This window comes from Enterococcus gallinarum NBRC 100675 (assembly GCF_001544275.1).
Taxonomy (GTDB): Bacteria; Bacillota; Bacilli; order Lactobacillales; family Enterococcaceae; genus Enterococcus_D; species Enterococcus_D gallinarum.
In genome coordinates this window covers 43,864-69,955 of record NZ_BCQE01000019.1, presented here as the reverse complement: position 1 = coordinate 69,955, position 26,092 = coordinate 43,864, and the positions used below count along the sequence as shown (strand labels likewise).

The window sequence follows — 26,092 nt, the reverse complement described above, 5'->3', positions numbered from 1 at the left end:
AGGTGTGAACCATGCAAACTTTTTTAACCAAAACATCACTGAAGAAAGTAATCCTACTAGATTATTTACTGGAAAAGAATACCCCTTGCGAAATGAACGAATTAAAGAATATTCTCCATGTAACGGATCGATCTATCTTAAACTATATAGACGAACTGACTGGATTATTCAAAAGGTATGATGGGAAAATTTGGTTATTGAATGATAACAACAAACGATTTCAGATCCAAAAAGAAGAAGATTTCCCGATATACACTATTTATCTTCATTTTTACAAAGCATCCTACAATTATCATTTGATTCAGTTCATGTACAATCACCCAGAAAAAACCTTGAAAGACTTCGCTGAAAAACAATTTACTAGTGTCTCGACTGTTCTTCGCTACGCGAAACTTCTTGAACAGTATTTTAATCGTTACCGAATACATTTCCATCCATATCGATTGCAATTAACTGCAGATGAGAGAAACATTCGCTGTTTTTTCTATTACTTTTATTGGAACGCCACTAGAGAAAATGATGATAAATGGCCTTTTCAAATTAAGTTCAGCAAAATAGAACACCTAATCCATTCATTTGAAAAAAACTATCAGATCACATTAGAACCCTTACAGACACGAATCTTTTCCTATTGGTTGGCGATTAATTTAGAGCGAAGCCAAATCAAAAAGGTCATTGTTACTCTTGATGATCAGTCAGTGATCAAAGCGGATCCCAATTTTGTTCGATTACAAAAGTGGAACAATCAGACAGGTTTGTTTTTTGAGGAAGATGAACTCTTTTTTCTTTATCAAGTGATTTATTCTTTTGGTATTATCGATGGAAATAGCCAATATGAAAATAGTTATGCTACTGCTCATAGAGAACACCAAACAAGTTCTTACAGAGTCGTCCAACATTTGACGGAAGTTTTAAAAGAGATGTTTAAGTTCACTCTAGCTATTGATGATCCTGAATTAATGTTTAATTTTATTGCGTTTCATGAGCGTAGTACTTTCTTCTATGGGAATACTGACCTCTTTTTTAATCGTTCTTACATTGATGAAGTAAGGGAAGAAAGTCCCAAAAAATATCGCATCATAGAAGAATTTCATCATCGATTGACCGACACAACGGATAAAGAGGTGGCTCAGATTCTTGAAAATTGGGAACAACTATTTTTAAATTATTATTTTATTCTCGATTATTATGATTTATTCTCATTTTATATCGATCCGGTAAAAATTTTAGTCCATGATGATTTACATCATACCCATCGTCTATGGCTAATGAACAAGATCAATGCGCTTTTTGGCCATTCTTATACCTTCGCATTCTATGATTATCAAACAAACATAGAGGATGTTGATTTGGTCATTTCGAATTATTATTTCAATACAGGCGAAGTGCCATTGATATTGATGAAGAACATTCCTACAGAAAGGAATTGGCACCAATTAGGAGAGGTTTTGTACCAGTTAACAACGATCAACGCAAGTTTGCGCTAAATGCAGACTTGTTTTTTTGATTAATCAAAACGTAATTTTCTTCTGAAAATGCGAAAATTCTTAAACTAGAAAAACCTGAGCGACCGTGGCAGAATAATTTTAGATCTAAATTAGATCAATTATTATCTAGGAGGAATTACAAAATGAAAAAATCATTGGTTGCTACAACTGCACTAGGATTACTCGCACTTAGTGCCACGGGCGTGACTGCTTTCGCAGAGAGTCAGGAAAGTCTGCTATCGAGTTTTACGAACAAGACAGACGTGACATTTACACCAGGATCAGGAGAAGATGTAGACCCAATCGTTCCTGATGACACTCACGATGATGATCCAAGCACAGGAGATACAGGATCATTATCGATTCCTTTCGCTTCAAACATTACTTTTGGTCAGCATGAAATCTCACAAGGGGATGAAGATTATTATGCACTCAATCAAAAACCACACGTACAAGTAAATGACACTCGGGGTGGAGCAAAAGGATGGTCTCTAGGTGTCACATTAAAACCATTTGTTGGAGAAAACGGTCACGAATTAACTGGAGCCAAAATGACATTGTCTAATGGTAAAGTTGTAACTAAAAACAACCAATCGCCTATGCCTAAAATGGCAGATACTACATTCGACTTGAATGAACAATATCAAGATCTTATGCTTGCGAAAGAAGGGCAAGGTGCTGGTGGCTTTGCTGCTGTTTTTGAAGGGGAAGACGGAAACAATGAAAGTGTGAAGCTTCATGTTCCACGAGCTAGCGTTGAAGCACAAGCCTATACAGCAGATCTAACGTGGGTGTTAACTGATGCGCCAGCCTAAGAATCACGGAGGATGGGGAATATCATTCTCCATCTTTTTTATTTTTTCTGTTTTCTTCTTGGCAGCTACGTGTCCCTTAAATGGTTTTGCAGAAACGGATTCGAAAACAACGAATAAAGTTTCTTTCGATGCCCAAGCTGTTCTGCCAGAAAACCAACAATCAGAAGCGAGCTATTATGATTTAAAAGTTGTTCCTGGCAGCTCACAAAAATTGATTCTTAAACTTCGAAACACGAGTACAAAGGACATCACAGTCAATGTAGAAGCAAATAATGGCATAACCAATCAAAATGGGGCGATTGATTACTCCAAACATGGAGAAAAACTTCTTGGGGGACCATCTTTTGAAGAACTGATTTCAAAAAACCAAAAAGTCTCTTTAAAACCAAAGGAAGAGAAAGAGGTTGCTTTTGAGCTGAATATTCCTGAAAAAGGTTTTGACGGAACTGTATTAGGTGGATTCTATTGTTATGAAGACACTGAAGGAAAAGAAGAACAAACAGAAGGGTTTACTCTAAACAACAAATTTGCCTATACAATAGGAGCAAAATTGATTTGCTCTGGTAATGACGTGCAACCTAATTTTGCACTGACAAAAGTCACACCAGGCTTGGATAATGGTTATTTGACGGTTTTTGCTGATTTAGAGAATTCGCAACCCGTCCTCATGAGCAAACTGGCTATGCATGCAACAGTCACTAGAAAAGGCCAAAAAGACGTGCTGAAAGAGATGGATAAAAAAATCTCTTTTGCTCCACGGTCAAAGTTCAGCCTACCAATCAGCTGGAATAATGAACCATTGAAAAAAGGGAACTATGAATTAGTCATTGACTTAAAAAATGATGAAGGAAAAACGTGGCAACTAAAGAAAGAGTTTGAAATCAAGGGGAAAGATGAAAAACTAAACACGAAAGCAGTCGAAGTAGAAAAAGAACAGAATCATACAATGATTTATCTCATTGCCGCACTGTTCTTGGTGATCATTCTGGTATTAGTCGGCTATATTTTCAATTTGAAACGTAAAAAGCAATAGAACGGGGGAGGCAAAAATGAAAAAACTCTTTAGTCTTTTCTTGTTGATGTTATTACTTGGGGGCGCAACATCGGTATCAGCAAGTGAACAAGTTAAGAGTGAAGTGGGAATCTCTTTTTATCAACCTACTAATAAAAATCAAGTGGTCCCCATGGAGAAGGTATCTATCGGAGACCATAGTATGGCTATTGGTCCAAAAACATTGCCAAAAACTGGGGAAGAACGACCATTTTTATTACAAGGATTCGGTATACTATTACTAGGCGTGGCTACCACACTTTACTTTTTGAAGAAAAATCAGAAGGATAAAAGGGATGCTTTATGAGAATATATAAGCAGCTAATCTATTGGTTGATTCTATTCTCCGGCATTTTCTTAGGTGCAGTGACTGCAGAAGCTGCGCCAAGACCTTTAACCGATCTAGGCTACTTTCATTGGGCCAATCAATCAGTGACTCCTGCGGAAAATACGTTTATCATGCATTACAATGAGGCACTATCCGTTGAACCAATTGAAGGAAATGCCTATTCAACTCATATAGAAGTAGATCGAAATACGAATAAAAGTAAAGCGCTAGTGAAAAATGTCGGCTTTTACAATGGCGAACCAGTCAATTTACTCGTAACACTAGAAAGGAATAAAGGAAATTTAGACGGTGGAGAGATTTGGTTTACAAAAAGAGACTTTCTGAGAATCTATATTGATGGTGAAATGATCGCTACTTATGAGTTTCTAGACAAAAACAACCAACCTTTGGAATTGAAGACAGCTTTTAATTACTATGGCTTAAATCAAAATAAATATATTGGTTTCGTATCTCCGGGAACTTTGATTAAAGGGCTATATGCGAATAACCCTACAAACATCATGTATGATGTCTATGATGGTGGAGCAGATGATTATTGGGTATATTTCAAAAATCCAGCAGGAGGCGGCGCTTGGGCAGTAGATCCAAGACAAAATTTTGAGTTAACTACGAATCTAGTTTCTAGTGTGAAATTTGTGGTTCACAATAATGATGCTACTACATCATCAATAAAGTATAGTACGGAGTTTCTAGCCAATCCTGAGTTCCCTGCAGCTTACGGCGTTCAATCCTCTTTTGCAAAAGCAAACCAAGACGTTTATCTGAAAGCACAACAAACTATTCCCAATATAGCAAATTGGGAGAAAAATAATTCTATATCCGTGGCTTTTGATTTACAAAAGATGTTTGCGACGAAGCAATATTCTGTAAAAAAAGCGAGAATCGTTAACTTTTCTGGAGAAGATGTAACTAATTTGTTTAGTATTGACGAATCATCTGATGGTAAAGTCAATTTTAAAGTCAAAGACTTCAATGATGCACGTTTGTATGACACGATTCTATTCTACTACGTAGATTTAACTTGGAATGGCGCAAATCATCCGGTAGATGAATCATTTGTTAAGGATGGAAAATTATCCCTGCCTTTCAGTGTTCAAACATTCCGCAATGGACAAAAAATTGGGGAGCATTCAGGAGAATCTTTTGTAAATTATATGGGGAAAGTGACAGTTGCTTTTTTGAATGAGAAAGATAACATTTTGCAGCCACCATTTGAGAAAGAGGGGATCATTACAACGCACTATGATCTCTCTGATAAATACCCGCAGATAGATGGCTACACACCAATTAGGAATAACAAACAGGATCAGGGGATTTTTTTACCAGATGAACAAATGATGGTTCATCGATACAAAAAGGGACAACCTTTAAAATTTGATTTACTAAACAAAGACAATCCTCTTTTGATTTCAAGATTCAATAATCAAAGAGAATTGACTATCAAATATTCTCATGACCCATCATCAGAAAAGCCGACAACTCTCTCTTTCGTTGCCAAGTATCAGGAGGAAGAAAAGGTCATAAAAGAATTTCCCTCAGCTCCTAAAAATGGCGAAGCTAAAATGATTTTCGCATTTCCAGAGCAATGGATAGGCCATGAAGTTTCTTTCTATATGAAAGATAATGACGGACAAGGATCGAACGTAGAGACGAGGGTAATTGAAAAAGAAAAGGGTCCAAGTTTGTCTCTTCCGGGAAAAATTAGTTTTGGTGAAGTTCACATTCCTTCAAGGGACAAGGCCGTTTTTCCACCTACTAAGGATAAGGCACAAATAGAAGATCATAGTAAGTTAGAAAAAAGTCGCTGGACAGTGAAAGTAAAAGAAGAACAGCCGCTTACGAATGAAGAGAAAGACGTATTAGCTCAACGGTTAATCATAAAGGGTGATAACACAGACTTGCGAATCAATCATGCAGAGCAAGAAATCTGGCAAGGAAGTGGAAGTGCCTCATTTGATTTATCGAAAAATCTAAAATTGGCTGTCCATCCTTCTGATCCTGTAGGAAGCTATCAGGGATCTTTACGCTGGACCTTTGAAGATGCACCAGACTAGGTAATTTGAGTATCAATATCCAGCGCACTAAATATTAGAGGAACATTGGTTCCTTAATATTTAGTGATGGTAAAGAAAAAACTTAAAAATTTTAACAAGACAACATTATTGACTCAGAGTCAGATAATGTTGTCTTGTTAATTTGCCTCAAGAAAAGGAGAATCAACAATCTCCTTGTGTTGATATGTCAGAATATCTTAGCGCTACAACTAAACGATCATCATTTAAGATCAGAATAGGTAGGTGACATGAAAAATTATTTTGGATCTTTTTTAGCCGGATTGCTTTTGAATTTGGGACTATCTATTCTAATCGATAGACCTTTCAAATGGTGGATAACTGTGAGCTTATTTATAGGTTTTTCAGTTGCTTACCATGTTGGTTCAGAGAACAAAAAAACTACAAATAAAGGTACTCCTAGTAAGTGAGATTACTATCGCAAGACCAAATGACTTTTTGCTAAAAAACTTGGTATTCTCACTTAGAAAGACTGGCTCTTTACCAATAAGGACTAATAGTTGTGTGAGATCATTTCTGATTCAACTAGTTCCATAAATTCCATAGAAAAAGGACTAGCAAGCCAGCTAGTCCTTTTTCTATGGAATTCTATTCCCAAGTTTGATTCATTTTGTCAGCATAAAAAGCAATCGCTTTGTGATAATCGTTGATTTTTTGATCCGATGAAGTTTGTGCTAGCAGTTCTAATAAAATTTGATTGGATTGGCTGTATTGTTGAAGATTAAAAAGAGCCATCGCATAAAACACTTTTAACGCATTGTTTGTCGGAAATTTATCTTGACCTTCACGCAAGACTTGTTCCGCTTTTTGATAGTTTCCTAAAGCACGATACGTGCTACCCAAACCAAGATAGGCTTCTTCCAGATCTGGATCCGCCAGCCCTAATTCAATTGATCGTTCGTAATAAGGCACCGCCTGTGCCTCTTCCCCTAAGGCATCAAAGCTCCAAGCAATTTGATAATTTAGATAGGCATTCTCAGGATTACTTGGATAGCTTTTTAGCAATAGGTCGTTTGAATCTTGCAGCTTTCCAGCTTTGCGTAACTGGATGGCAGTTTCGATGATAGCCAGTTGGTTTTTCTCCATCTATTTCTCCCCATTCTTAGTAGACATAATTCAATTATATTATTCTTGATAAGCTTTAAGCCAGTGATGAGGCTGTAAACTGCTCAGCTTTGCAAATTCAATCCTGTCAACATCTTTTGTGGTCAATGCACACAACACATCACCACCCCAAAGAGCAAGCCGTTCTTGACATATGCCGCAGGGAGAAAGAATTTTAAAGGGTGCGTTTTCGTCCTCTCGAACCAAACAGAGGGTATGGGTGATTCGTGCATTCATTTTAGCCGCTTCCAACATACAACCTAGCTCCATACACACACTAGAACCGGCATTAGGAAAGTCTGGCGAGATGCCAATTATTATTTCATCATTCTCTAAATAGGCACCGGCGACACCACCCCAACCTGTCGGATACCGCTGAAGTAACTCCGATTTAACCGTTTCAAAAAGTCTTGATTCAGCTTTCATGAAAAAACTCCTTTGATTGATTTTTTGTTTATTGTCTTTATTCTGATAAAAACTTATTCCTTCTCTCTCAGAAGCGGAGAGAAGCCAGTCACTGAATGGCTGAAGGATTTGGAGGATAGCCGTTTTATGTGCGTCTTTTTTTGATTGCTAAGCCAATGTACACCATGAAACTAATGAAAAAGATCATGCTGGCGACTTTCGCTAAGTTTCCTTTAGCAAAAAGCAGCAATAGGGAGGCCAGAAAGTTGATGAAAGCAACTGCGAAATAAGCATTACTTATTTTTTTGTTCGACATTGCCAAAGCACCTCTTTTTCCTAACAATAGCATACTATACGAATAAAATAAATTCCCTAGAAGAAGGAGCAGAGAAAGTTATTACTTTTGACAGATTTATTCTAAAAGTTTCCATAAGAAGGACATAAACGTTATTTTTTTGACCACTTTTGCTCCGATTTTTTCATGTGTTTTTCCTATTTTCCAACTGAATATTTTGAATTACGCTGTTATTCGGAACTTTTTTGTCAAATGAATGACTTGTATCAGACGCAAAAAAATCATTAGAGATAACTAAATTCAAGTCTGTAGAACAAAGGAACTGAGGTTGTTGTTGTTCTTTTTCACGGTGACGTTTTTTCTGTTTAGAAGTGAAGAGTGTTGATTTTTCTATACTAAAAAAGAATAAAAAATTCATGAAAAAGAAGTGGATATTCACAAAAACTCCGATGAAAAAAATTTCCTCCAGAAAATATAACACAACATATTGTGTCTAACTCTCGGTAGTGATACTATATATCGTGTTCCAAGAAGAGATAGGAGGAATCGATGTGAAAAGAATCAACATTCTTTATATCAGTCTAACAGGAAATACAAGAGACTTTATTAGGCGTTTAGAAGCCTATTATCGTCCAAAAAATATAGCAGTACACTCATGGAATGTAAAAGAAATTGTTACCAACAAACAGGCATTCCAGAAAATCACTGAACCATTTGTCACCTTTTTGCCAGCATTTTTAGAAGGAGGCAATGGGACTGATAATGGCTACCAAGAAATACTTACTACACCCCTCAAAGAGTATTTGATCTTTGAAAAAAATTACGAAAATTGTTATGGAATCATCGGGAGCGGCAACCGAAATTTCAACAAACAATTCGCTTTGACTGCGCATCAATATGCAGAGCATTTTGGTTTTCCATACTTGGATGAATATGAATTAAAAGGAACCACAAAAGATGTTCAGCGAATCGGCGAAAAACTACTCATTTGCCAAAGTTTAGCGGAATTAAATAAAGAGAGAGAAGGATCACTATGAACGATGAACTGACATCTTATTTTTATTTGAATAATCTAGTTAACATTCCAGTGGATGGGAAAATTCCTTTGCAATATGACAAGGAAGCATTACACGCTTTTTTTAAAGAAGAAGTGGAACCAAAAACCATCGCTTTTCCTTCTTTCAAAGAAAAAATGTACTTTTTGATTGAAAATGAATATATCGATCAAGTATTGATTTCAAAATATTCCTGGTCATTTTTGTCTGATCTTTATCAAGAAATTGTTGATCAGAAATTTGCATTTAAGAGTTTTCTAGGAGCGTATAAGTTCTATTCCCAATATGCGATGAAGACAAATGATAAAGCCAAATGGCTGGAAACATTCAATGATCGGGTCTTCTACAATGCATTGTATTTAGGAAATGGGGATGAAGCGTTAGCTCACCAAGTGGCTGGTGAACTGATCCATCAACGGTATCAACCGGCAACTCCAACTTTTCTGAATGCTGGTAAAAAGCGCAGAGGAGAAATGGTTTCCTGTTTTCTAATTGATGTTTCTGACTCGATGTTAGCGATTGGACGTGCCATCAATTCAGCTTTGCAACTTTCAAGAATTGGCGGTGGTGTAGGAGTCAATCTCTCGAATCTTCGCAGTTCTGGCGACCCGATCAAAAAAATTGAGAATGCTTCTTCTGGTGTCTTACCGGTAATGAAGTTATTGGAAGATTCCTTTAGCTATTCCAACCAGCTTGGTCAAAGAAATGGGGCAGGGGTCGTTTATCTAAATGTATTCCATCCAGATATTTTTGCTTTTTTGGCAACCAAAAGAGAAAATGCGGATGAAAAGATTCGGGTAAAAACACTGTCATTAGGGGTCACTGTCCCGGATAAATATTATGAGTTGTTGAAAACAAATGAGCCAATGGCTTTGTTTAGTCCTTACGACGTGGAGCGAGTATATGGCAAACCTTTCAGTTACATTGATCTAACCGCAGAATATGATGCGATGGTCCAAAATAAAGAAATCCGCAAAGTCTACATTAATGCGAGAGAACTTGAACAAGAAATTTCAAGACTTCAGCAAGAATCCGGTTACCCTTATATTTTGAATATCGATACGGCTAATCGTACCAATGCGGTAGAGGGTAGAATCATTATGAGTAATCTCTGCAGTGAAATCTTACAGCCGCAGGAGCCTTCAATTTTGAATGACGATCTGTCTTACCAAACGATTGGCACAGATATCTCTTGCAACTTAGGTTCAATGAATATTATGAACTTGATCGTTTCTCCTGATTTTGGTCAATCCATTGAAACGGCAGTCAGGGCATTGACCACCGTTTCTGACTTAACCGCAGTGAAGCAAGTCCCAAGTATCAAAAAAGGAAATGACCTGTATCACACGATTGGCTTAGGGGCAATGGGGTTGCATACCGCCTTCGCCCGAAATCAAATCGAATATGGCAGTCCAGAAGCGTTGGAATTTACTGAGGCCTTCTTCTTAGCAATGAACTATTATTCTTTAGTTGCAAGTAATAAAATCGCAAAGGAACGCAAGGAAACATTTCATCGATTTGAGAAATCAACCTATGCAGACGGCACCTATTTTGATACTTACCTATCATCAGACTTCGAATTGACGTTTGCCAAAAACAAAGAACTCTTTGCTAATATTTGCTTGCCTAAAAAAGCTGACTGGCAAACATTGAAAGAATCTGTTGCTGAGTATGGGCTGTATCACCGCAATCGACTCGCCATTGCACCGAATGGATCGATTTCTTATGTAAATGAAACAAGTGCGTCACTGCATCCCATCACCCAATTGATCGAACAACGCCAAGAAAACAATGTTGGTTCGATCTTCTACCCAGCACCATTTTTAAGTGATGAGACCCTGCCATTTTATACCCCCGCATATGATATGGATCAGCGCAAAATCATTGATACCTATGCAGTTGCCCAAAAACACATTGATCAAGGGATGAGTTTGACATTATTTATGCGCTCTGTTTTACCAGAGGGAATCTATGAGTGGAAGAAAAACGGGACTTCACTGATGACTACCAGAGACTTGAATCGGTTGCGTAACTATGCTTGGACCAAAGGAATCAAATCTTTGTACTATGTGCGGACATTTACCGAAGATGACGAGATCCATACCGCCAACGAATGTACTTCATGCATGATCTAACATAAGCCAAACCTGAAGGAGAAGAAACAATGAATTATTTGTACTATAAAGCAGTCAACTGGGATGAATTGCAGGATGCATTGGACCAATACACTTGGGAAAAATTAACCAATAATTTTTGGCTGGATACCCGCATTCCCTTGAAAGAGGATATCGCAGAATGGGAAAACCTTTCAGTCCAAGAACGGGATCAACTGAACAAGCTATTTGCCAGTTTATCTGTGAATTACACCTTGCAATCGGAATATGGCGCTGCTAGCTTGCGTCGGGGCATTCAAACCCAACAAGAAGAAGCTGTTTTGAACATCACCACTTTTATGGAGTCTGTTCATACCAAGGCGATCACGACATTTTTCCGTGCCTTTATTGATGAAGAAGAAACCGCTGCTTACTATGCTTTTGCGGATCAACAATCAGCGTTGGCAAGGGAACTGCAACGAATCAGTGAGAGCTATCAGACGGGAAATGAATTACAAAAAAAAGCGGCTTTTCTTTTGTGTGAGACCATTCTAACCTATGGAAGACTTGCTCCAGTTTTTGTCAAAGACTCATTGATTCAAACCAATCAACTTGTTGGCAATCTCTTGCGCGGTAGCAGTATTTATTCCGCTTATCTTGGCTATAAGTTCCAACTTGCCTGTCAGCAGTTGTCAGCGGAAGAACGCACTGCACTCATCGCTTGGGTCAACCAGTTGGTGGAAGAAATGCTTTCAATAGAAGTCGATTTCATACAAGAAATCGGCGAGCCGATCATCGGTGTGGAATTGCTTCACTATGCCACGAATTATTTCTATCATCTATTGGGTTTCCCTCAGTCGGTTTTTTATGATTTGCCAGTTGACACTTTAAACAAAATCACAAATCTGATTACTAGCATCGATGACTTACAGAAACAATCACGCTTGATTTTAAGCAGCAAAACCGAAGATATGGAAAACGGGGATTACGAGTTTTAAGGCATTCGTTAAAGGAGGATAACACAATGGAACAGACAGTAAATTGGAATGTGATTGAAGACGAATTTGATGAGTATGTATGGGACAAAGCAACTGCTCAATTTTGGTTAGATACGCGAGTTCCGGTATCCAATGACTTAAAAGACTGGCGGGTTTTATCAGACATTGAGAAAAGCATTCTGAATAAAGTTGTTGGCGGGTTAGCGCTATTGGATACATTGCAATCAGAAGAAGGCGTAAATGTGATGCGGGAAGACGCATTGACCCATAAAGAGATCGCTGTTATCAATAATTTTTTGATGATGGAATCGATCCACGCCAAAAGTTATGGTACGATCTTGACATCATTAAATGAAAAAGCCGTCACAGAAGCAACCTATGAGTGGATGAACAATGATCCGCGGATGCAATATAAAGTGCAACGGATCAATGAGATTTATCAAACAGCAGACAACTTGAAAAAGAAAGTAGCAAGTGTCTATTTGGAAGGTATTCTTTACTACAATAATTTCTTCTTGCCCCTTTGGTATCGCGGCCAAAATAAACTGGCCAACTTATCAGAAATCATCAAATTAGTCATCCGGGATGAGTCTGTTCACGGCACGTATCTCGGCTACAAATTTCAGTTGAGTTTTGCTAAACTTTCATCTGAGGAGCAAGCATCTTTCAAAATCTGGATGGATGAACTACTAGACGATCTTTTGGAAAATGAGTTCCGTTTTACAGAAGAGATATATGCACCAATTGGCTTGGCGGATGAGGTCAAACAGTTTGTTCGCTACAATGCCAATAAGTCATTGCAAAACATGGGCTTTCAGGCACGCTTTGATCATGCGACGATCGAAGATATCAATCCGATCGTGATGAACGGCATCTCAACAGAAACGGCCAATCATGATTTCTTCTCACAAGTCGGTGCGGGGTACTTGATGGGCAGTGTAGAAGCCATGGAAGAAGACGATTACGACTTTTAAACCTTTGATAGAAAGAAGGCCCCGTTTTTGGGGTCTTCTTTTTTTGCTAAGAGCAAGACGTAGGAGAGGCAACAGCTGAATTTTTTTAGAAATTTTCAGTGCAATTTTTTTATAGTTTTTTTGAGAAGGAACTCTTGTCAATTTGTTCGTTTGAAAGTGAAAAAATGTGGCAAATAAAATAAGTTTTTTAAAAGTTTTTTGTTCCTGTTCACTTACGTTGGCTGTCAGACAACCGAGAAAAGAGAGGAGATAACCTTATTCTCGCTATTGTAGTCTTTATGGTATGATAGCCTTGATTGAAAAGGAGGAAGAAAATGGACCTTAAAACAAAAATAAGGGATTACGCCAGCACATTGGAGAATGTTCAAAAAGACCATCCTTTCCAAAAATTCCCCGAATATGAAGTCTTTCGCCATACAAAAACCGGCAAGTGGTTTGCACTGATCATGACCATCGATCGCAATAAATTAGGTATTTCTGGTGATGGACAGGTGACTGTCATTGATGTGAAAGCAGAGCCTGAAGAGATCTCTATCTTAATCAATGCGCCGGGATATTTTCCTGGCTACCACATGAACAAAAACCATTGGCTCACGATTCTTTTAGACGGAACAGTCAGCGAAGAGCAGATCAAACAAATGATCAAAAACAGTTATTTGCGAACGAGCTAAACGATAACTCTTCTGTTCATTTTTTTAGACCCTTTTGAATTTATTGCTATTTAATGTAGATCTGTTGTCAAAGTAAAGGTTAACAGAAGCCGAATGGACAATAGTTGTTGCAAATTAAAGAAACTGCTTGCGAGAAAATCGTAAGCAGTTTTTTTAACTGAGCATGATTTGAAATAATTAGCCACCAGATTCCTTGGAGCTGCGGTCACTTAAGTGGTATTGATAGGTGATCTTTGGGTTGATTCTATCAAACAATTGGTTCCAGTCTCCTGCCGAAGGAATCGTTCGAAATAAAAGGCAGTCTGTGATTTCTCTGAATTCGGATACATATTCTGCATAATTGGTCACTAAAAAATCAATCCTATTTTCTACCAGATATGCTCGATTGACTTCACCAGCGTCTGGGTAAAATAGATGATGGAACTGTCCAAAGTATTTTTGGGACCATGCTTCAACAAAACGACAAATACTGTGATTGCCTTCAAATAGAAAAGCAATTCTTTTTTGAGTTCCCCAACAGCATTCCCGGATTGTTTCCATATGCATGACAAGATTGACAGTGAAATCAGCTAAGTTTCCGACGGAATAAAGTTCGTTGTATGCCGGATGAGACCTCAAAAAAGCAAGATAAGATTGATATTCTTCTGGAAAGGTCTCTTGGACAAAAAGATTGATGTCTTCAATGTTACGATGCATAGATGAGGAGAGAGATTCTTTCAGTTTTGCCGTAATGAAATAAGATTCAATGAAAAGCAAGTCGATCGCTCTCTGCTCAAAACGAAATTTTGATGCTAGAAATGTATAGAAGTCCTTTGATAGTGTTGTGATCTCAGACCAGTGGTTATAGGTTTGACAAAAAGTTTGTTCTTCTTGGGGGCTCGCTATCTTTCTCTTTGTGAGCATACATAGATACAAATGCAGAAGTTCATCTTTGGAAAGCTCGCAATCAAAGTAGTGACTGACGATCTCATTTATTTGTAAAAAATGTTGAAATGATTGGCTATTTTTTACTAAACGATGGGTGTCTTTAGAAAGCAGGACTGGACGTCCACTTTTAAAACGCTCCACAGTAATAAAAAGCAAGTATGAAGAAAGAGCAAAAGAGGCCGTATCTTTTCTACCTAGGAGTTGGCCCATTTCATTGACAGCTTGATGAATTGCGGCAGTAGGGAAAATCGTGTGAGGGGTAATGTCAGATTCATAAAAGAAGGCACAAAAAAAGGTACGGATGTCGATTTCATTACCTATTATCGCAATCGGATTGAAGGTCAACGTTAGATCGAAACGCGTCAATTGCCCTTCAATGATGGTCAAATATTTCTGCAAGGTGTGGTTCGAAAGATGAAAGTAATCCGCCCATTCATCCAAAGAATAGACTTTATTGTAAAATAATTTCTCAAGTAAGACAAAAAGCGGTTCATTTGATAAAAGAGATGTTTTCAATTCTAGATAGGCCTTATCATTGCAAATGCGAAATGCATAACCGCGAGGAGTCGTTTTTAAAATGATCGAATCTTTAAAAAATTCACGAATTCCACGTATGTCACTTCCTACGGTGCGTCTCGTACTGTTAGTGACTGCAGATAATGCGTTGGAATTACACTGAGTTTTCTTTTCGAACTCTTTTAAGATGATTAGCCATCTGACTAAAGTTTTGTTTGTAATAAAATGAAGTTGGAATTTTTTCATATGACCTCCTATTTGATCGAACCTATGGTAAAACATCTGTTTTGTTTTGTTAATATTATCACAAAATCAGTTAATCTAGTTGCTTTCTTTTATAATTTTGACGAAAAAAGAGTGGGTCTAAGTTTTATTATTAATGATATTTTTCCGATCCCTCAGAAAAAGTTGATTTGTTTTCTTGAAAAAACTGACTTAAACTTAGATTTAGATCAATCGAGGAGGTAGAGAATATGAACGATAACTCATTTATGCGCCCCGAATTTTATAAGAAATTTCAATGTGAGAGTAGAAACAAGTATTGCCAGGAACGGCCGAATCCAAAAGAAAACCAAGAAAAGCTGATTATCAAATCCTTGAATCACCAAGCAATATCTCCTCAACATGATTTTTTGAGACAACCAATGAATCTAGATCATAGAAATCTTTTAACTTTTTCGGAGGATACTCGTGGGACTGAGGTTGCATCCTGGAAACAATTCTCAATTGCTATTAATGATCCTCAAGTATCTTGGGTCAATATCACCGCCTCATTTACTTGTCGTAAAGAAAATTTGAAGCCCGTCACGCGCCCACTTCTTTTAAATTTTATGAATGATGCCACTATTTTCATTAATCAAGAACAATCGATTCGGATCGAAAGAGAAGGGGTGCTTCTCATGAGGTCCTACTCAGAGACTCCCGTTTTTAAGCGCTTAAACACTGTCAAGGAGCCATTTATCGTCGGAAAACCAAAATCAATCATCGAATTCCTTGGAAATGTGGTCATAGGAGATTCGACAACGACTTCGCATTCGGCTCCTTTTATTCAAACGAAAGGGGATGTCATCATCGGTGGGGAATGTTTGTTGCGTAAATACGAAGGAATCGAAGTTTCAAATCTGCTGATCATGCCTTATGGAAGTCTTGAGATTGAAACCAAGCTTCTCTCTCCATTGGTGATTGTTGAAGAAGGGCATTTATTTGTAGGGGATATCTCTTACCTTTATGTGACTCATAGTGGAGAACAACCTGCAATTCAAATTGAAGATGGAGGAGAATTGACATTCGACCAACCATACGATATACACATTCGCCAAACAGGGTTAGGTGCATGTATCAGTCCCTTAATTAGTTCTGTTGCTGCCAAGATGTCTATCGTAGCCGTTAATAGTGCATTATGGCTCAATAATAATTTAGAAATGCAGCCCACTCAAATGTGGAAGCAAGAATTAAGAGCAATGCTTGATGGTATCAACGGCAAGAGAATCGCCGAAACAAATTCCTCTGATTTTCAGCAATCCTTTTATGGGTTTGGCGCTTATCGCGAATTTTCTGCTGGTAGCAGGGCGCCTGAATTTATCCAAAATGTTCCCCAATAACCTAAAAGACTTGAAATAAGTACTCGCAATCAGTGCTAGTAAATGGGAAAGAAGCCGAACAACAACCGATGTTGATTCATCGATTGTTGTTCGGCTTCTTTTATTATTAAGCAGTTTGATATTCTTGATACAGTTTGGCAATTCTTACTTTCTGTTTTTCTGTCAGGCGCGACTGTTTTTCCAAATGCAAGAATAAGGCAGGCAATTCCTCAAGTGGGGTAATTTGATCCACACGAATCGCATTTTGAAGCATACGCAATAAGTTGCTGATTTTTTCTGTTTCAATCATCCCTAGATAGTCGTCCTTGATACCTAAAAACTTATTCTCAACATCACATACAACTAAATTACTTATCATGTCATGGGCGATTCGTCGATGATAGGAGTTTTGATGATGATGCAGTTGCCAAAAATCCTCCCAGAAAGGATAAAAAAGCGTTGGTTCAATAATAGAAGCTCTTTCAATAATCAAGTAACTATTGAAATAATAATTAATGTGATTCTTTCCCTCAAGGACATTTGCGATTAATTTTTCTCGTAATGACTGGTCCAACAAAGTGCTTTTAATATAAGGGGTGGGATCAAAACTTGTCGTATCAAATTTTTGTTCAATTTCTTCGTAGGTAAATTGTTCCACATAAGTCATAGCAACGCTCCTTTAAGAATAGTTGAGAGAAGTGGTTTGCTATTATAGTAACAAAGAACGAGAAAAATTACTTAAAAAGAATCGATTTTCTTCCAGCTACAAATTTTTATCATGAAATGCTTGATGATTTTAAGATAAGGGAAGTGATTGATCGGAGATGACAAAAATGATAGTTACAGACTGGCACTTTTCGTGCTATATTGTGTAAACCATATTAGTGAAAGAAGGAATTCTCGATGCCAGTCATCGCTATTTTAATTGATTTGATTACTTGTGCTAGCTACTTTTTTCAATTGCATTCCGCACCGTCACAATCCTTGTACTTGCTGGGAATGATCTTACAAGCATTCTTTACCCTCATTTTATTGATTATCGCTTTCAGCTATAGCGGGAAAAAGTTTGCTCGTATCCAGACCCATCTTTTTTACCGGGTCGTTTCTATTAGGTATGGGATTATTTTGGTCTCTACATTCATCAACGGAGCAGTCCTGTTTTTGTATGTCCTGAATTACTTAGGCATCAATGATGTGGTCTTTTCCAACTTCTGATCCAGCAAAACAGTAAAGATCAAAAAAAATCCACTCGCATAAAGTGGATTTTTTTGTGTGATTTTCATTTAAATTAGGTGGCAGACGAAGAGGCAATTAGCACTTCGTCTTTTTATTTCGATCTTAGGAGAGATAAAACTCTTTCAACGTTTTCGCGATCATTTTTGCGATGGGATGGCCCTCGGTAAAGCTGGAAGACAGATAAATTGTACGAGAGAGCGGGAAATCATCCAAGGTGCGCAGTACGAATGGAGCACTTTCTTTGTAGCCCCAGGTCACTTTAGGAAAGAAGGTGATCCCTAAGCCCTGATTGATCAATGAACGTAATGTTGCCGGATCATCCGTGGTGGCACCAATACTCAAAGCAATTTTTCTTGATTCAAATGCTTCATCGATGGTACGTCGTAATGGTGTATTCGACACGAGCATGATTAGTGGCAAATCAACGATATCAGCGGTCAATAGCGCTGCTTTTTTCGCTAATGGGTGATTTTTAGGAATCGCCAACAAAATCGGTTCGGTAAAGATTGGTAAATTCGTCATTCCGGTTTTCGGTTCAGAAGTAATGTAAAAGACGCGACCTTTTTCCTTTTCAGCTTTTCCGTGTTGTTTGATTGAAAGTTGAATATCTGGGTGCTTCTCAACAAATGTTTTGACCAAATTGGGAATCGATACCGAGGCAACTTCAGAATAGATCGTGATGGAAGGAATGATTTCTTCATTAAGAGATCGAATCGCTTCTAACCCCTGGTCATATTGTTCCAGTGTTTTAGTGACATAAGGGTAAAATTCTTCCGCATACATCGTCAGTTCAATGTGACGGCCTGTATGATAGAACAATGGCACGCCTAATTCACTTTCTAAATGTTTCATGGCCCGGCTCAATGCCGGCTGTGAGATATATAGTTCTTGTGCAGACTGAGTAATGTTTTTAGATTCTGCGACTTTTTGGAAATAACGCAAATGTTCGAGGTTCATAGGACACTCCTTATTCCATACCTTTTTGTTATGGATACTCATCAAATTGGTATTTTTTATTATAACAAACTTTGACTAGAATAACAGTGTAAGAGAAATTGTTAAGGAGGTTCTTCATGAGTACAGGTTTCTTATTCCCAGGTCAAGGCAGTCAAACAAGCGACATGTTGCATGATGTACCAGATGATTATTTCATCCGCTTGGAAGAAGCTACTGGCTTTCAATTGAAAAAGGCAACGAACATTGAAAATGACACTGTCTATATTCAATTAGCTATGCTTGTCAAAGCTGCTTATTATACCGACCAGATCAAGAAAGCAGGCATTTATCCTGATTTAGTCGCGGGTCATTCAATCGGCGCTTTTTGCGCAGCATTGGCTAGTGAATGTCTGAGCTTTGAAAATTCTGCCAGTCTGGTCTATCATCGAGCGACACTGATGAAAGAAGCATATCCTGCTGATTATGCAATGGGTGTAATCGTTGGATTGACAAGAGCAGAAGCTGAGAAGGTGGTCAAAGAAAGTTTTGATCCAGAATTCCCAGTGTATCTGTCCAATGAAAATTGCCCAATGCAACACACTTTATCCGGACATATCCAGGGTTTGCAGCAAGCATTAGACCATGCGAAAACGTATCATGCACAAACCGCAAAGCTATTAGCAGTTCCTGTTCCATCTCATTGTGAATTGATGGACGAAACCGTCAAAAAGTTTGAGCCTTTCTTGCAGACTGTCACGATCAATTCGCCAGTTTGTCCTTATGTCAAAAATATTGATGGACGATTGACAACTGATCCAGCAGAGATCCGCAAAGATCTATTGCAAAATATTGCTCATCCAGTGCAATGGAACAAAATGATGGATGTCATAAAAGAAATGGGAACCGATATCGCTCTTGAATTTCCTCCCGGCAATACCTTAACAAAGCTGATTCATGCGAAATTTGGTGAAAACAAGGTGATCCGAACCATCAACTTGGACCAACACGGTATTGATGATGCCATATTCCTATATCAAAAATGGAGATGAACACAATGGAAAAACCAGCAAGAAACTGGGCCAGCAAACGCGAGCAAAAAGCCCAAACAATGAAAAAAATCGAACATTTGCTTGATGGAAAATATGTACCAACTGAAGCCATTATCGAAGTGTTAGAAACGGTTATTCAACCAGGTGACAAAGTCGTTCTAGAAGGAGATAACCAAAAACAAGCAAGCTTCCTTTCAAAAAGTTTGGAACAAGTCAATACAGATAAAGTCAATCAATTGCATATGATTATGTCGAGTATTTCTCGTCCAGAACATTTAACTATTTTTGAAAAAGGCATCGCAGCAAAAATCGATTTTTCATACGCTGGTGCGCAAAGCACACGTGTCGCTCAAATGATCGAAGACGGTACGATGAAATTAGGCGATATTCATACTTATTTAGAATTATACGGACGTTTGTTCGTTGATTTGATTCCTAATGTCGTTCTTGTCGCTGCAGACAAAGCCGATAAACAAGGGAATCTTTATACAGGCTACAATACAGAAGAAACACCAACTATCGTTGAAGCTGCTGCTTTTAAAGATGGCATCGTCATCGTGCAAGTCAATGAAGTGGTAGACGAATTGCCACGGGTCGACATTCCAAGTGACTGGATCGATATCGTTGTCTTGGCGGATCAACCTTATCAATTAGAAGCATTATTTACTCGGGACCCTCAAAACATCACCGAATTACAAATCTTGATGGCAATGATGGCATTAAAAGGAATTTATGCCGAACATGAAGTTCAATCATTGAATCATGGGATTGGGTTCAACACTGCCGCTATCGAGCTACTTTTACCAACCTATGGCGAAACTTTAGGAATCAAAGGGAAAGTTGCTAAAAACTGGGTCTTAAATCCACATCCAACAATGATTCCTGCTATTGAATCTGGTTGGGTCGAAAGCATTCACAGTTTTGGCGGCGAAGTAGGGATGGAAAAATATATTGCTGCTCGTCCAGATGTTTTCTTTGTTGGGAAAGATGGTACGATGCGTAGTAACCGTGCTTTGTCACAAACAGCTGGTCAATATGCGGTTGATATGTTCATTGGTTCCACTCTGCAATTGGATTATGAAGGAAACTCTTCAACCGTAACCAAAGGACGTTTATCTGGTTTTGGCGGTGCGCCAAACATGGGTCATAACCCTGGTGGTCGTCGTCACTCAACACCGGCATGGCAATCATTGCGTGACGAAAAGGATCCGTTAGGCAAGGGTCAAAAATTAGTTGTTCAAATGGTTGAAACTTACAGCTCAAACAAAAAACCTGTCTTTGTTGAAACACTAGATGCACTGGACGTTCAAAAACAAGCTGGTTTAGCCAACGCCCCTGTAATGATCTACAGTGATGACACAACTCATATTGTGACAGAAGAAGGAATTGCTTACCTTTATAAAGCCACTTCTAAAGAACAAAAACAAGCAGCAATCGCAGCAATCGGCGGTGTAACACCATTAGGTATGACGAGTACCAAAGAATCATTGGATGAATTGCGTGCTGCTGGCATTGTAAAATTACCAGAAGATCTTGGCATCAAACGCAGCGATGCGAAACGTTCATTACTAGCTGCGCAAACAGTGGATGATTTGATCGAATGGTCTGATGGCTTGTATCAACCACCTATGAAATTTAGAACTTGGTCATAAAGGAGAGAAGAACAAAATGGAACAATTAGCATATACCTATAAAACAACCAAACCCATCAAAGAAAAAATCCATGTTGGTGTGGTGGGTTCAGGCGATTTAGAAATTTTACTTTTCCCAACAGATAAAGCAGAAACTTCAGTGAAGATTTGTACCGGAAGTGACGGCTTTGGCGATGTTTGGCAAAATGTTTTGACACGCTTCTTTGAACGTTACCCAATCACCGCAGACATGGTTATCAATGACTTTGGTGCTACTCCTGGAGTTGTCTATCTTCGATTAACACAAGCAATGGAGGAACTTTCAGATGAAAAATAGTTTTGTTGAATTAAATGCTCGCGAACGTGTCAATGCGTTAGTTGATAATGGTCGTGAATTGATTGATCCCTTTGATCAAATGATCGCGCCTAATTTGGTCGCACAAGATATTGTTCCACAAAGTGATGACGGGATCGTGGTTAGCCGCGGTAAAATTGCTGACAAAGAAGTAGTCGTTATTGCTATGGAAGGTAAATTCCAAGGCGGCGGTATCGGTGAAGTTTCCGGTGCGAAAATCATTGCCGCTTTGACCCATGTACTGGAAGAAAACCAAAACGGCCACGAAATCTATCCAATCATCGTATTGGATACTGGTGGTGTCCGTTTGCAAGAAGCCAATTACGGGTTGCTCTCTATTTCCGAAATTGGTAATTTGATTGTCGCTTTGAAAAAATATGTTCCAGTCATCGGCTTAGTTCCTGGTCGTGTCGGTTCATTTGGTGGGATGTCTATCACTTCAGCCTTAATGAGCTATTTGATCGCTACCAAAAAAGCCCGGATCGGTTTAAATGGACCAGAAGTGATTGAACAAGAAGCGGGCGTTCGTGAATTTGATTCCAGTGATAAAGATTTGATTTGGAACACGATCGGTGCCCGCCAACGGTTGAATGCGCAAATCGTTGATGAATTAGTAACGGATAGTGTAGAGGCAATCAAAGCAGCTGTGATTGCAGCAATCAACGAAAAGAAAGACAGCCATCGCAGCGAAAATGCCGACTTTTATCTTTCATTGTTGGCAAAACTAGATTTATCCAAACCAATGGCGATTGACGCGTACAATCAAGCATTAGCCACTCACAAATCAGCAGCTGTGAAGGAAATCAACGTAACAGAAGGGACAGAAGATGCTGCTACAAGTGTTGGTTACGACTGGTTTGCGGCATTGACAGGGTTGAAACACCCAACTTCTACAAGTGCCACGGTTTATGCTGCAGCTTCAAACTTATTCAACGAAGATGCGGTGGTCACAGCCATTGTACCAAATGCACAAAACCCAATGTACCGTGTTCGTAATGGGGAAGTTGGCTTGATCGAAGGCTTCGAAATGGCTCATGTCTTAGAAACTGTTTATCAAGAAGATAAAGAAAAAGCCGTGAAACGTCCGGTTGTTGTCGTGATCGACGTACCAAGTCAAGCTTACGGTTATAACGAAGAATTGATTGGAATCCACGTAGCCTTAGCAAATAGTGCTGCAGCTTATGCAAAATTGCGTCAAGCAGGACATCCAGTGATTGGCTTCATCGCTGGGAATGCGATCTCTGGTGCGTTCTTAGCCCATGGCTTACAATCTAGTCGCTTGATCGCTTTGAATAGTACCAATATCACTGTTCAAGCAATGTCTAAAGAAAGCGCCAGCCGTGTGACGAAACGGTCAATCGCAGCGATCGAAGCAGCAGCAGTAAAAGTACCAAGTATTGCCTACGACATCAAAAATTATACGAAGCTTGGTGCGATTTTCACTTTCTTAGAATCAATTACGGATCAAGAAACCAGCGCTGACCATGTCAATGCAGTGATCGACGCCATCAATGCAGCGATTCTTGATGTTCGCCAAGCAAACGACACTATGTTGACCAACCGATACACCAACGAGATTGCTGTTAAAGGCGGTCGTTTAGAAACAAATAAAGTCTTTGCCCGTATGAATGAAGAATGGACTGATTAAACAATGAACTTTGCCCACGATATTGTATTGATCGATAACCAAGCGCTTGCTGATCTCGTTTTACCAGATTGGCTGCACCAAGGAGAAAAAATGTATGCGACTGTCCGTAGAGGCATTCCTCAAAGCCCACAACATCTCCTTGTCGGCTTTCGAGGAACAAAACGGGAACAGCGCTTCGGCACCGAGATACTTTCTAAGTATGTGATGGCGACCATTCATCCATGGCAGCTGATTGCCAAAGAAAGTTTTCGCCAAAACGACATTTCAGATTATCCTGTTTTTCGCCAATATCGTGAGGCACAACGATTGTTGTGTGATTGTAAGTGGGGTGTGGGTGGCAGCTTGGGGTTTGAGTTGGCTTCAGACCAAGCCGCGATCAAAGTAACCAGTGACTTGGATCTCTTGCTTTATGCTGATTCTGCCACTCAACTTCCTTTACAACTCATTCAGGACAATAAAGATTTTTTCAATGATTTAGATATTCAAGTAATAACTAAAAAAGGCGGTTTTTCCTTAAAAGAATATTTGAGGAATCCCCAAAAGAAACTATTACTTAAGACAGACGAGGGGCCAAAACTCACAAACAAGATTTGGTAAATATAAGAAAAGTGAGCGAAAACAATGTTCGAGAATAAAGAAATCAAAATCAATATCAGCGACTTCCTAAAAGTCTTTGCTGTGACCGCCGTTATGATGCAGACTGTTTTGAGTTTTGCTTTAGCAAATGTCCAAAACGAAAAAACCGCCGCCTTTATTGGTATATTTTATGTCATCGTGAAATACACCGCACCAATGTTTATTTTTGCAATTGTTTATAATATGGTAAAAACAAGCCAACATCTTTCTTATTGGGAATTTCTGAAAGAAAAATTCTTTGAATTAGTGGTTCCTTACCTGTTGTGGACGACTGCATACTTATGGCTCTTTCCAGCCGTTCAACAAGGTCAACCCTACACAGATACTGCTTCATTCTTATTGAAATATATTACCGGTGACGGCGCACCCCATCTATGGTATACCGTGATGATGCTTCAAATTCAATTGTTGATGCCGTTTTTCGTATGGTTAGGCTACAAAGTCTTTTCAAACAAGAAAAATGTTTGGCCTGTCCTAATCGTTGCGACAGTTTTATATGTAGCTTGGTATTTATTCTATGATGCGCAAGTTTTTGCCGGACCTCATCATGACAACTGGTACTTATTGGATCGTTTCGTTGCTAGCTTTGTGATTTATGGTATTTATGGCGAAGCGGCATTGATGTATCATGAAGCCATTTACCGCTTTTTATATAAAGTGCGCTATGCACTATTGCCAGTTGGCTTAGTATTAGCTTTATTTTCAGCTGATCATTTATTACACTTCGGCGGAGATCTTTCTTTCGCTCATGCACCTTATTTAAATACATTACAAAGTCTTTATAGCTTAGTGGTGATCTTCGGCGTCTTTATGTTAGGCTCAACTATGATCAAGAACAACGCACCACAACTTCGTGCATTCAAATGGTTATCTGTTTATGCGTACCGTACCTATTTAGCTAATGTATTTGTATTTCAAGTTATTCTAGTTTGTTTCAAAGATACACTATTGCAATTGCCAATGGGAATCATGATTCTTGTTGCCTACTTAGCTACTGCCAGCTGCAGCTTTTTGTTAAGCTATCTTCTGCATGTGATTTGGGCAGGGATCAAAGGACCATTTAGTAAATAATTCATAAAAAGAGGGGAATCTTATGGAAGAACAATCTGCCTTCGCTACTTGTTATCAACTGGCAAAATTAGTTGAAAAAGCGCTGATCGATGAAGTAGAACTCTCACCCAAGCCAGGCTTAGTCGATCGTTTAACAACTGGTTCACATAGCGATATGAATCACGAACTATTTGTCTTATCGGCACGAACGCTGACACCATTTTTTGAAGAAATGGCGCTGGCTTCTTGGCAAAAAAGACCGAGCCAAGCCGTCAGAGAAGCGATTGCGGAGATTGGCCGTCGTGCTGAAACAGCCATGTTAGCAGCTACTGGTGGAGTCAATACCCATAAAGGGGCCATTTGGGCAATGGGATTGTTTATCAGTGTGATCAGTAGCCAATACAGCTGTGATCGTCAGTTGTTCTTACCAAAGATTTTTACAGATATTCAACAGCTGGTCGCTTATCCAGATCGTCGGCTACAAGTTGCGGCTACTGGAAGTCACGGAAACAAAGTCAAACAAAAATATGGTTATACGGGCGCTTTTGGGGAAGCAGCCGCAGGTTTTCCTCATGTTCAAGTGGCATTATCTGATTTTTTGTCACGACAAATAAAAGATTCACCAGAAAAAAGACTCCATATGCTCCTAGCGATCATGGCCACACTTGATGATACGTGTATTTTGTATCGCAGCGATCAACAAGTGCTGAACCATGTTCAACAGTTGGCAAAGCAAGCCAATAAACAGCCCATTCCTAGTGCCGCTTTTGAAGCATTGAACAACTATTGTCAACAGCAGAATGTTTCGCCCGGCGGAAGTGCTGATTTATTAGCTGCCAGTTTCTTTCTGCTTTCTTTGGAAAACTTAACGAGTCAGAAACTTTATTTCGCTACAGCAAAATAACAAACTTATTCCGTTCGCAGGACTTTTAAAGAGATTGGTTCTTAAACTCTTTAAAAGTCTTTTTTTGTTTGTTCGAAAATTGTGTTATTTAAACAAAAAAATTAATTAAAAAAGAAAAATTATTTAGCTGGAAAACCACTCTTAATTACTTTTTGATGAACGCTAAATTTCAAAAGTCTTTTTAAAATCTTTCCAGATAACGACGAATTTTGCACTTAAATGTTTGCTTTAATCGTTATTTAAAAGGGATAGAAG

Annotated in this window: 25 protein-coding genes; 19 read left to right on the top strand and 6 right to left on the bottom strand. The window is 38.7% G+C overall.

The window, feature by feature from the left end; all coding sequences use genetic code 11:
• Nucleotides 1-11 precede the first annotated feature (11 nt).
• The 5 genes from EG2_RS12065 to EG2_RS12045 all read left to right on the top strand — a co-directional run bounded on the left by EG2_RS12065 (nt 12) and on the right by EG2_RS12045 (nt 5,756).
• Nucleotides 12-1,487, top strand: a complete 1,476-nt coding sequence (locus EG2_RS12065; protein ID WP_060814943.1) for a helix-turn-helix domain-containing protein — start codon at nt 12-14, stop codon at nt 1,485-1,487.
• 143 nt (nt 1,488-1,630) lie between these two features.
• On the top strand, nt 1,631-2,302 hold the full coding sequence (locus tag EG2_RS12060; RefSeq protein WP_060814942.1) for a WxL domain-containing protein: 672 nt from the start codon (nt 1,631-1,633) through the stop codon (nt 2,300-2,302).
• Nucleotides 2,289-3,335 carry a DUF916 and DUF3324 domain-containing protein gene (locus tag EG2_RS12055; protein ID WP_060814941.1) on the top strand — a complete coding sequence of 349 codons (1,047 nt, stop codon included), beginning with the start codon at nt 2,289-2,291 and terminating at the stop codon, nt 3,333-3,335. The genes EG2_RS12060 and EG2_RS12055 overlap by 14 nt, the downstream gene beginning before the upstream one ends.
• A gap of 16 nt (nt 3,336-3,351) precedes the next feature.
• The gene (locus tag EG2_RS12050; protein ID WP_060814940.1) at nt 3,352-3,660 is read left to right on the top strand and encodes an LPXTG cell wall anchor domain-containing protein; all 309 of its coding nucleotides are present in this window, start codon (nt 3,352-3,354) and stop codon (nt 3,658-3,660) included.
• On the top strand, nt 3,657-5,756 hold the full coding sequence (locus EG2_RS12045) for a hypothetical protein (protein WP_060814939.1): 2,100 nt from the start codon (nt 3,657-3,659) through the stop codon (nt 5,754-5,756). The genes EG2_RS12050 and EG2_RS12045 overlap by 4 nt, the downstream gene beginning before the upstream one ends.
• Before the next feature lie 606 nt (nt 5,757-6,362).
• Here EG2_RS12045 and EG2_RS12035 read toward each other — a convergent pair.
• The 3 genes from EG2_RS12035 to EG2_RS18890 form a co-directional block, all read right to left on the bottom strand.
• On the bottom strand, nt 6,363-6,860 hold the full coding sequence (locus EG2_RS12035; RefSeq protein ID WP_060814937.1) for a tetratricopeptide repeat protein: 498 nt from the start codon (nt 6,858-6,860) through the stop codon (nt 6,363-6,365).
• Between the two features lie 39 nt (nt 6,861-6,899).
• Nucleotides 6,900-7,304, bottom strand: coding sequence for a cytidine deaminase (locus EG2_RS12030; RefSeq protein ID WP_060814936.1), 405 nt, complete (start codon nt 7,302-7,304; stop codon nt 6,900-6,902).
• A gap of 124 nt (nt 7,305-7,428) precedes the next feature.
• Nucleotides 7,429-7,599: a hypothetical protein gene (locus EG2_RS18890; RefSeq protein ID WP_156424241.1), complete on the bottom strand. Its 171-nt coding sequence runs from the start codon at nt 7,597-7,599 to the stop codon at nt 7,429-7,431.
• 530 nt (nt 7,600-8,129) lie between these two features.
• Here EG2_RS18890 and nrdI point away from each other — a divergent pair.
• The 5 genes from nrdI (at nt 8,130) to EG2_RS12000 (ending at nt 13,369) form a co-directional block, all read left to right on the top strand.
• Nucleotides 8,130-8,615, top strand: coding sequence for a class Ib ribonucleoside-diphosphate reductase assembly flavoprotein NrdI (nrdI, locus tag EG2_RS12020; RefSeq protein ID WP_060814934.1), 486 nt, complete (start codon nt 8,130-8,132; stop codon nt 8,613-8,615).
• Nucleotides 8,612-10,768, top strand: coding sequence for a class 1b ribonucleoside-diphosphate reductase subunit alpha (gene nrdE / locus EG2_RS12015; protein WP_060814933.1), 2,157 nt, complete (start codon nt 8,612-8,614; stop codon nt 10,766-10,768). The genes nrdI and nrdE overlap by 4 nt, the downstream gene beginning before the upstream one ends.
• A 29-nt stretch (nt 10,769-10,797) precedes the next feature.
• The gene (locus EG2_RS12010; RefSeq protein WP_060814932.1) at nt 10,798-11,724 is read left to right on the top strand and encodes a ribonucleotide-diphosphate reductase subunit beta; all 927 of its coding nucleotides are present in this window, start codon (nt 10,798-10,800) and stop codon (nt 11,722-11,724) included.
• 26 nt (nt 11,725-11,750) lie between these two features.
• Nucleotides 11,751-12,698 carry a class 1b ribonucleoside-diphosphate reductase subunit beta gene (gene nrdF / locus EG2_RS12005; RefSeq protein WP_060814931.1) on the top strand — a complete coding sequence of 316 codons (948 nt, stop codon included), beginning with the start codon at nt 11,751-11,753 and terminating at the stop codon, nt 12,696-12,698.
• A 314-nt stretch (nt 12,699-13,012) separates the two neighbouring features.
• On the top strand, nt 13,013-13,369 hold the full coding sequence (locus tag EG2_RS12000) for an MmcQ/YjbR family DNA-binding protein (RefSeq protein WP_060814930.1): 357 nt from the start codon (nt 13,013-13,015) through the stop codon (nt 13,367-13,369).
• Between the two features lie 177 nt (nt 13,370-13,546).
• Here EG2_RS12000 and EG2_RS11995 read toward each other — a convergent pair whose 3' ends face one another.
• Entirely contained in the window at nt 13,547-15,058 is a 1,512-nt protein-coding gene (locus tag EG2_RS11995; RefSeq protein WP_060814929.1) for a helix-turn-helix domain-containing protein, read from the bottom strand.
• A gap of 227 nt (nt 15,059-15,285) precedes the next feature.
• On the opposite strand from EG2_RS11995, the gene EG2_RS11985 reads away from it, so the two are divergent.
• Nucleotides 15,286-16,413 (top strand): hypothetical protein, encoded by a 1,128-nt coding sequence (locus tag EG2_RS11985; RefSeq protein ID WP_060814927.1) that lies wholly within the window; start codon nt 15,286-15,288, stop codon nt 16,411-16,413.
• Between the two features lie 106 nt (nt 16,414-16,519).
• Here EG2_RS11985 and EG2_RS11980 read toward each other — a convergent pair whose 3' ends face one another.
• Nucleotides 16,520-17,059, bottom strand: a complete 540-nt coding sequence (locus EG2_RS11980) for a hypothetical protein (protein ID WP_060814926.1) — start codon at nt 17,057-17,059, stop codon at nt 16,520-16,522.
• A gap of 236 nt (nt 17,060-17,295) precedes the next feature.
• Here EG2_RS11980 and EG2_RS11975 point away from each other — a divergent pair, with 236 nt between their 5' ends.
• Nucleotides 17,296-17,607: a hypothetical protein gene (locus tag EG2_RS11975; protein ID WP_060814925.1), complete on the top strand. Its 312-nt coding sequence runs from the start codon at nt 17,296-17,298 to the stop codon at nt 17,605-17,607.
• A 123-nt stretch (nt 17,608-17,730) separates the two neighbouring features.
• On the opposite strand, the gene EG2_RS11970 is transcribed toward EG2_RS11975, so the two are convergent.
• Nucleotides 17,731-18,585 (bottom strand): LysR family transcriptional regulator, encoded by an 855-nt coding sequence (locus tag EG2_RS11970; RefSeq protein WP_060814924.1) that lies wholly within the window; start codon nt 18,583-18,585, stop codon nt 17,731-17,733.
• A 116-nt stretch (nt 18,586-18,701) separates the two neighbouring features.
• Between EG2_RS11970 and EG2_RS11965 the strand changes: the two genes are divergently transcribed.
• The 7 genes from EG2_RS11965 to EG2_RS11935 are packed head-to-tail and all read left to right on the top strand — an operon-like array spanning nt 18,702 to nt 25,837.
• Entirely contained in the window at nt 18,702-19,613 is a 912-nt protein-coding gene (locus EG2_RS11965) for an ACP S-malonyltransferase (protein WP_060814923.1), read from the top strand.
• Nucleotides 19,614-19,618: 5 nt separating this feature from the next.
• Nucleotides 19,619-21,265: a malonate decarboxylase subunit alpha gene (gene mdcA / locus EG2_RS11960; protein WP_060814922.1), complete on the top strand. Its 1,647-nt coding sequence runs from the start codon at nt 19,619-19,621 to the stop codon at nt 21,263-21,265.
• Nucleotides 21,266-21,281: 16 nt separating this feature from the next.
• On the top strand, nt 21,282-21,581 hold the full coding sequence (locus tag EG2_RS11955; protein WP_060814921.1) for a malonate decarboxylase subunit delta: 300 nt from the start codon (nt 21,282-21,284) through the stop codon (nt 21,579-21,581).
• Entirely contained in the window at nt 21,571-23,247 is a 1,677-nt protein-coding gene (mdcD, locus tag EG2_RS11950; protein ID WP_060814920.1) for a biotin-independent malonate decarboxylase subunit beta, read from the top strand. Before EG2_RS11955 ends, mdcD begins: the two co-directional genes overlap by 11 nt.
• A gap of 3 nt (nt 23,248-23,250) precedes the next feature.
• A complete protein-coding gene (locus EG2_RS11945; protein WP_060814919.1) occupies nt 23,251-23,844 on the top strand; it encodes a malonate decarboxylase holo-ACP synthase in 594 nt (197 codons plus the stop codon).
• A 24-nt stretch (nt 23,845-23,868) separates the two neighbouring features.
• Nucleotides 23,869-24,954 (top strand): acyltransferase family protein, encoded by a 1,086-nt coding sequence (locus EG2_RS11940; protein ID WP_060814918.1) that lies wholly within the window; start codon nt 23,869-23,871, stop codon nt 24,952-24,954.
• 22 nt (nt 24,955-24,976) lie between these two features.
• A complete protein-coding gene (locus tag EG2_RS11935; RefSeq protein WP_060814917.1) occupies nt 24,977-25,837 on the top strand; it encodes a triphosphoribosyl-dephospho-CoA synthase MdcB in 861 nt (286 codons plus the stop codon).
• Nucleotides 25,838-26,092 lie beyond the last annotated feature (255 nt).

Bases quoted from the DNA above. Each gene is read 5' to 3' on its own strand.
- EG2_RS11985 (WP_060814927.1), top strand. From the start codon at position 15,286: ATGAACGATAACTCATTTATGCGCCCCGAATTTTATAAGAAATTTCAA.
- EG2_RS11995 (WP_060814929.1), bottom strand. From the start codon at position 15,058: ATGAAAAAATTCCAACTTCATTTTATTACAAACAAAACTTTAGTCAGA.
- EG2_RS11975 (WP_060814925.1), top strand. From the start codon at position 17,296: ATGCCAGTCATCGCTATTTTAATTGATTTGATTACTTGTGCTAGCTAC.
- nrdE (WP_060814933.1), top strand. From the start codon at position 8,612: ATGAACGATGAACTGACATCTTATTTTTATTTGAATAATCTAGTTAAC.
- EG2_RS11940 (WP_060814918.1), top strand. From the start codon at position 23,869: ATGTTCGAGAATAAAGAAATCAAAATCAATATCAGCGACTTCCTAAAA.
- EG2_RS12045 (WP_060814939.1), top strand. From the start codon at position 3,657: ATGAGAATATATAAGCAGCTAATCTATTGGTTGATTCTATTCTCCGGC.
- EG2_RS11955 (WP_060814921.1), top strand. From the start codon at position 21,282: ATGGAACAATTAGCATATACCTATAAAACAACCAAACCCATCAAAGAA.
- EG2_RS12050 (WP_060814940.1), top strand. From the start codon at position 3,352: ATGAAAAAACTCTTTAGTCTTTTCTTGTTGATGTTATTACTTGGGGGC.
- EG2_RS11945 (WP_060814919.1), top strand. From the start codon at position 23,251: ATGAACTTTGCCCACGATATTGTATTGATCGATAACCAAGCGCTTGCT.
- EG2_RS12010 (WP_060814932.1), top strand. From the start codon at position 10,798: ATGAATTATTTGTACTATAAAGCAGTCAACTGGGATGAATTGCAGGAT.
- EG2_RS12000 (WP_060814930.1), top strand. From the start codon at position 13,013: ATGGACCTTAAAACAAAAATAAGGGATTACGCCAGCACATTGGAGAAT.
- EG2_RS12030 (WP_060814936.1), bottom strand. From the start codon at position 7,304: ATGAAAGCTGAATCAAGACTTTTTGAAACGGTTAAATCGGAGTTACTT.
- EG2_RS11935 (WP_060814917.1), top strand. From the start codon at position 24,977: ATGGAAGAACAATCTGCCTTCGCTACTTGTTATCAACTGGCAAAATTA.
- EG2_RS11980 (WP_060814926.1), bottom strand. From the start codon at position 17,059: ATGACTTATGTGGAACAATTTACCTACGAAGAAATTGAACAAAAATTT.
- EG2_RS11970 (WP_060814924.1), bottom strand. From the start codon at position 18,585: ATGAACCTCGAACATTTGCGTTATTTCCAAAAAGTCGCAGAATCTAAA.
- EG2_RS12065 (WP_060814943.1), top strand. From the start codon at position 12: ATGCAAACTTTTTTAACCAAAACATCACTGAAGAAAGTAATCCTACTA.
- EG2_RS18890 (WP_156424241.1), bottom strand. From the start codon at position 7,599: ATGTCGAACAAAAAAATAAGTAATGCTTATTTCGCAGTTGCTTTCATC.
- mdcD (WP_060814920.1), top strand. From the start codon at position 21,571: ATGAAAAATAGTTTTGTTGAATTAAATGCTCGCGAACGTGTCAATGCG.
- nrdF (WP_060814931.1), top strand. From the start codon at position 11,751: ATGGAACAGACAGTAAATTGGAATGTGATTGAAGACGAATTTGATGAG.
- EG2_RS12055 (WP_060814941.1), top strand. From the start codon at position 2,289: ATGCGCCAGCCTAAGAATCACGGAGGATGGGGAATATCATTCTCCATC.
- EG2_RS11965 (WP_060814923.1), top strand. From the start codon at position 18,702: ATGAGTACAGGTTTCTTATTCCCAGGTCAAGGCAGTCAAACAAGCGAC.
- EG2_RS12035 (WP_060814937.1), bottom strand. From the start codon at position 6,860: ATGGAGAAAAACCAACTGGCTATCATCGAAACTGCCATCCAGTTACGC.
- mdcA (WP_060814922.1), top strand. From the start codon at position 19,619: ATGGAAAAACCAGCAAGAAACTGGGCCAGCAAACGCGAGCAAAAAGCC.
- EG2_RS12060 (WP_060814942.1), top strand. From the start codon at position 1,631: ATGAAAAAATCATTGGTTGCTACAACTGCACTAGGATTACTCGCACTT.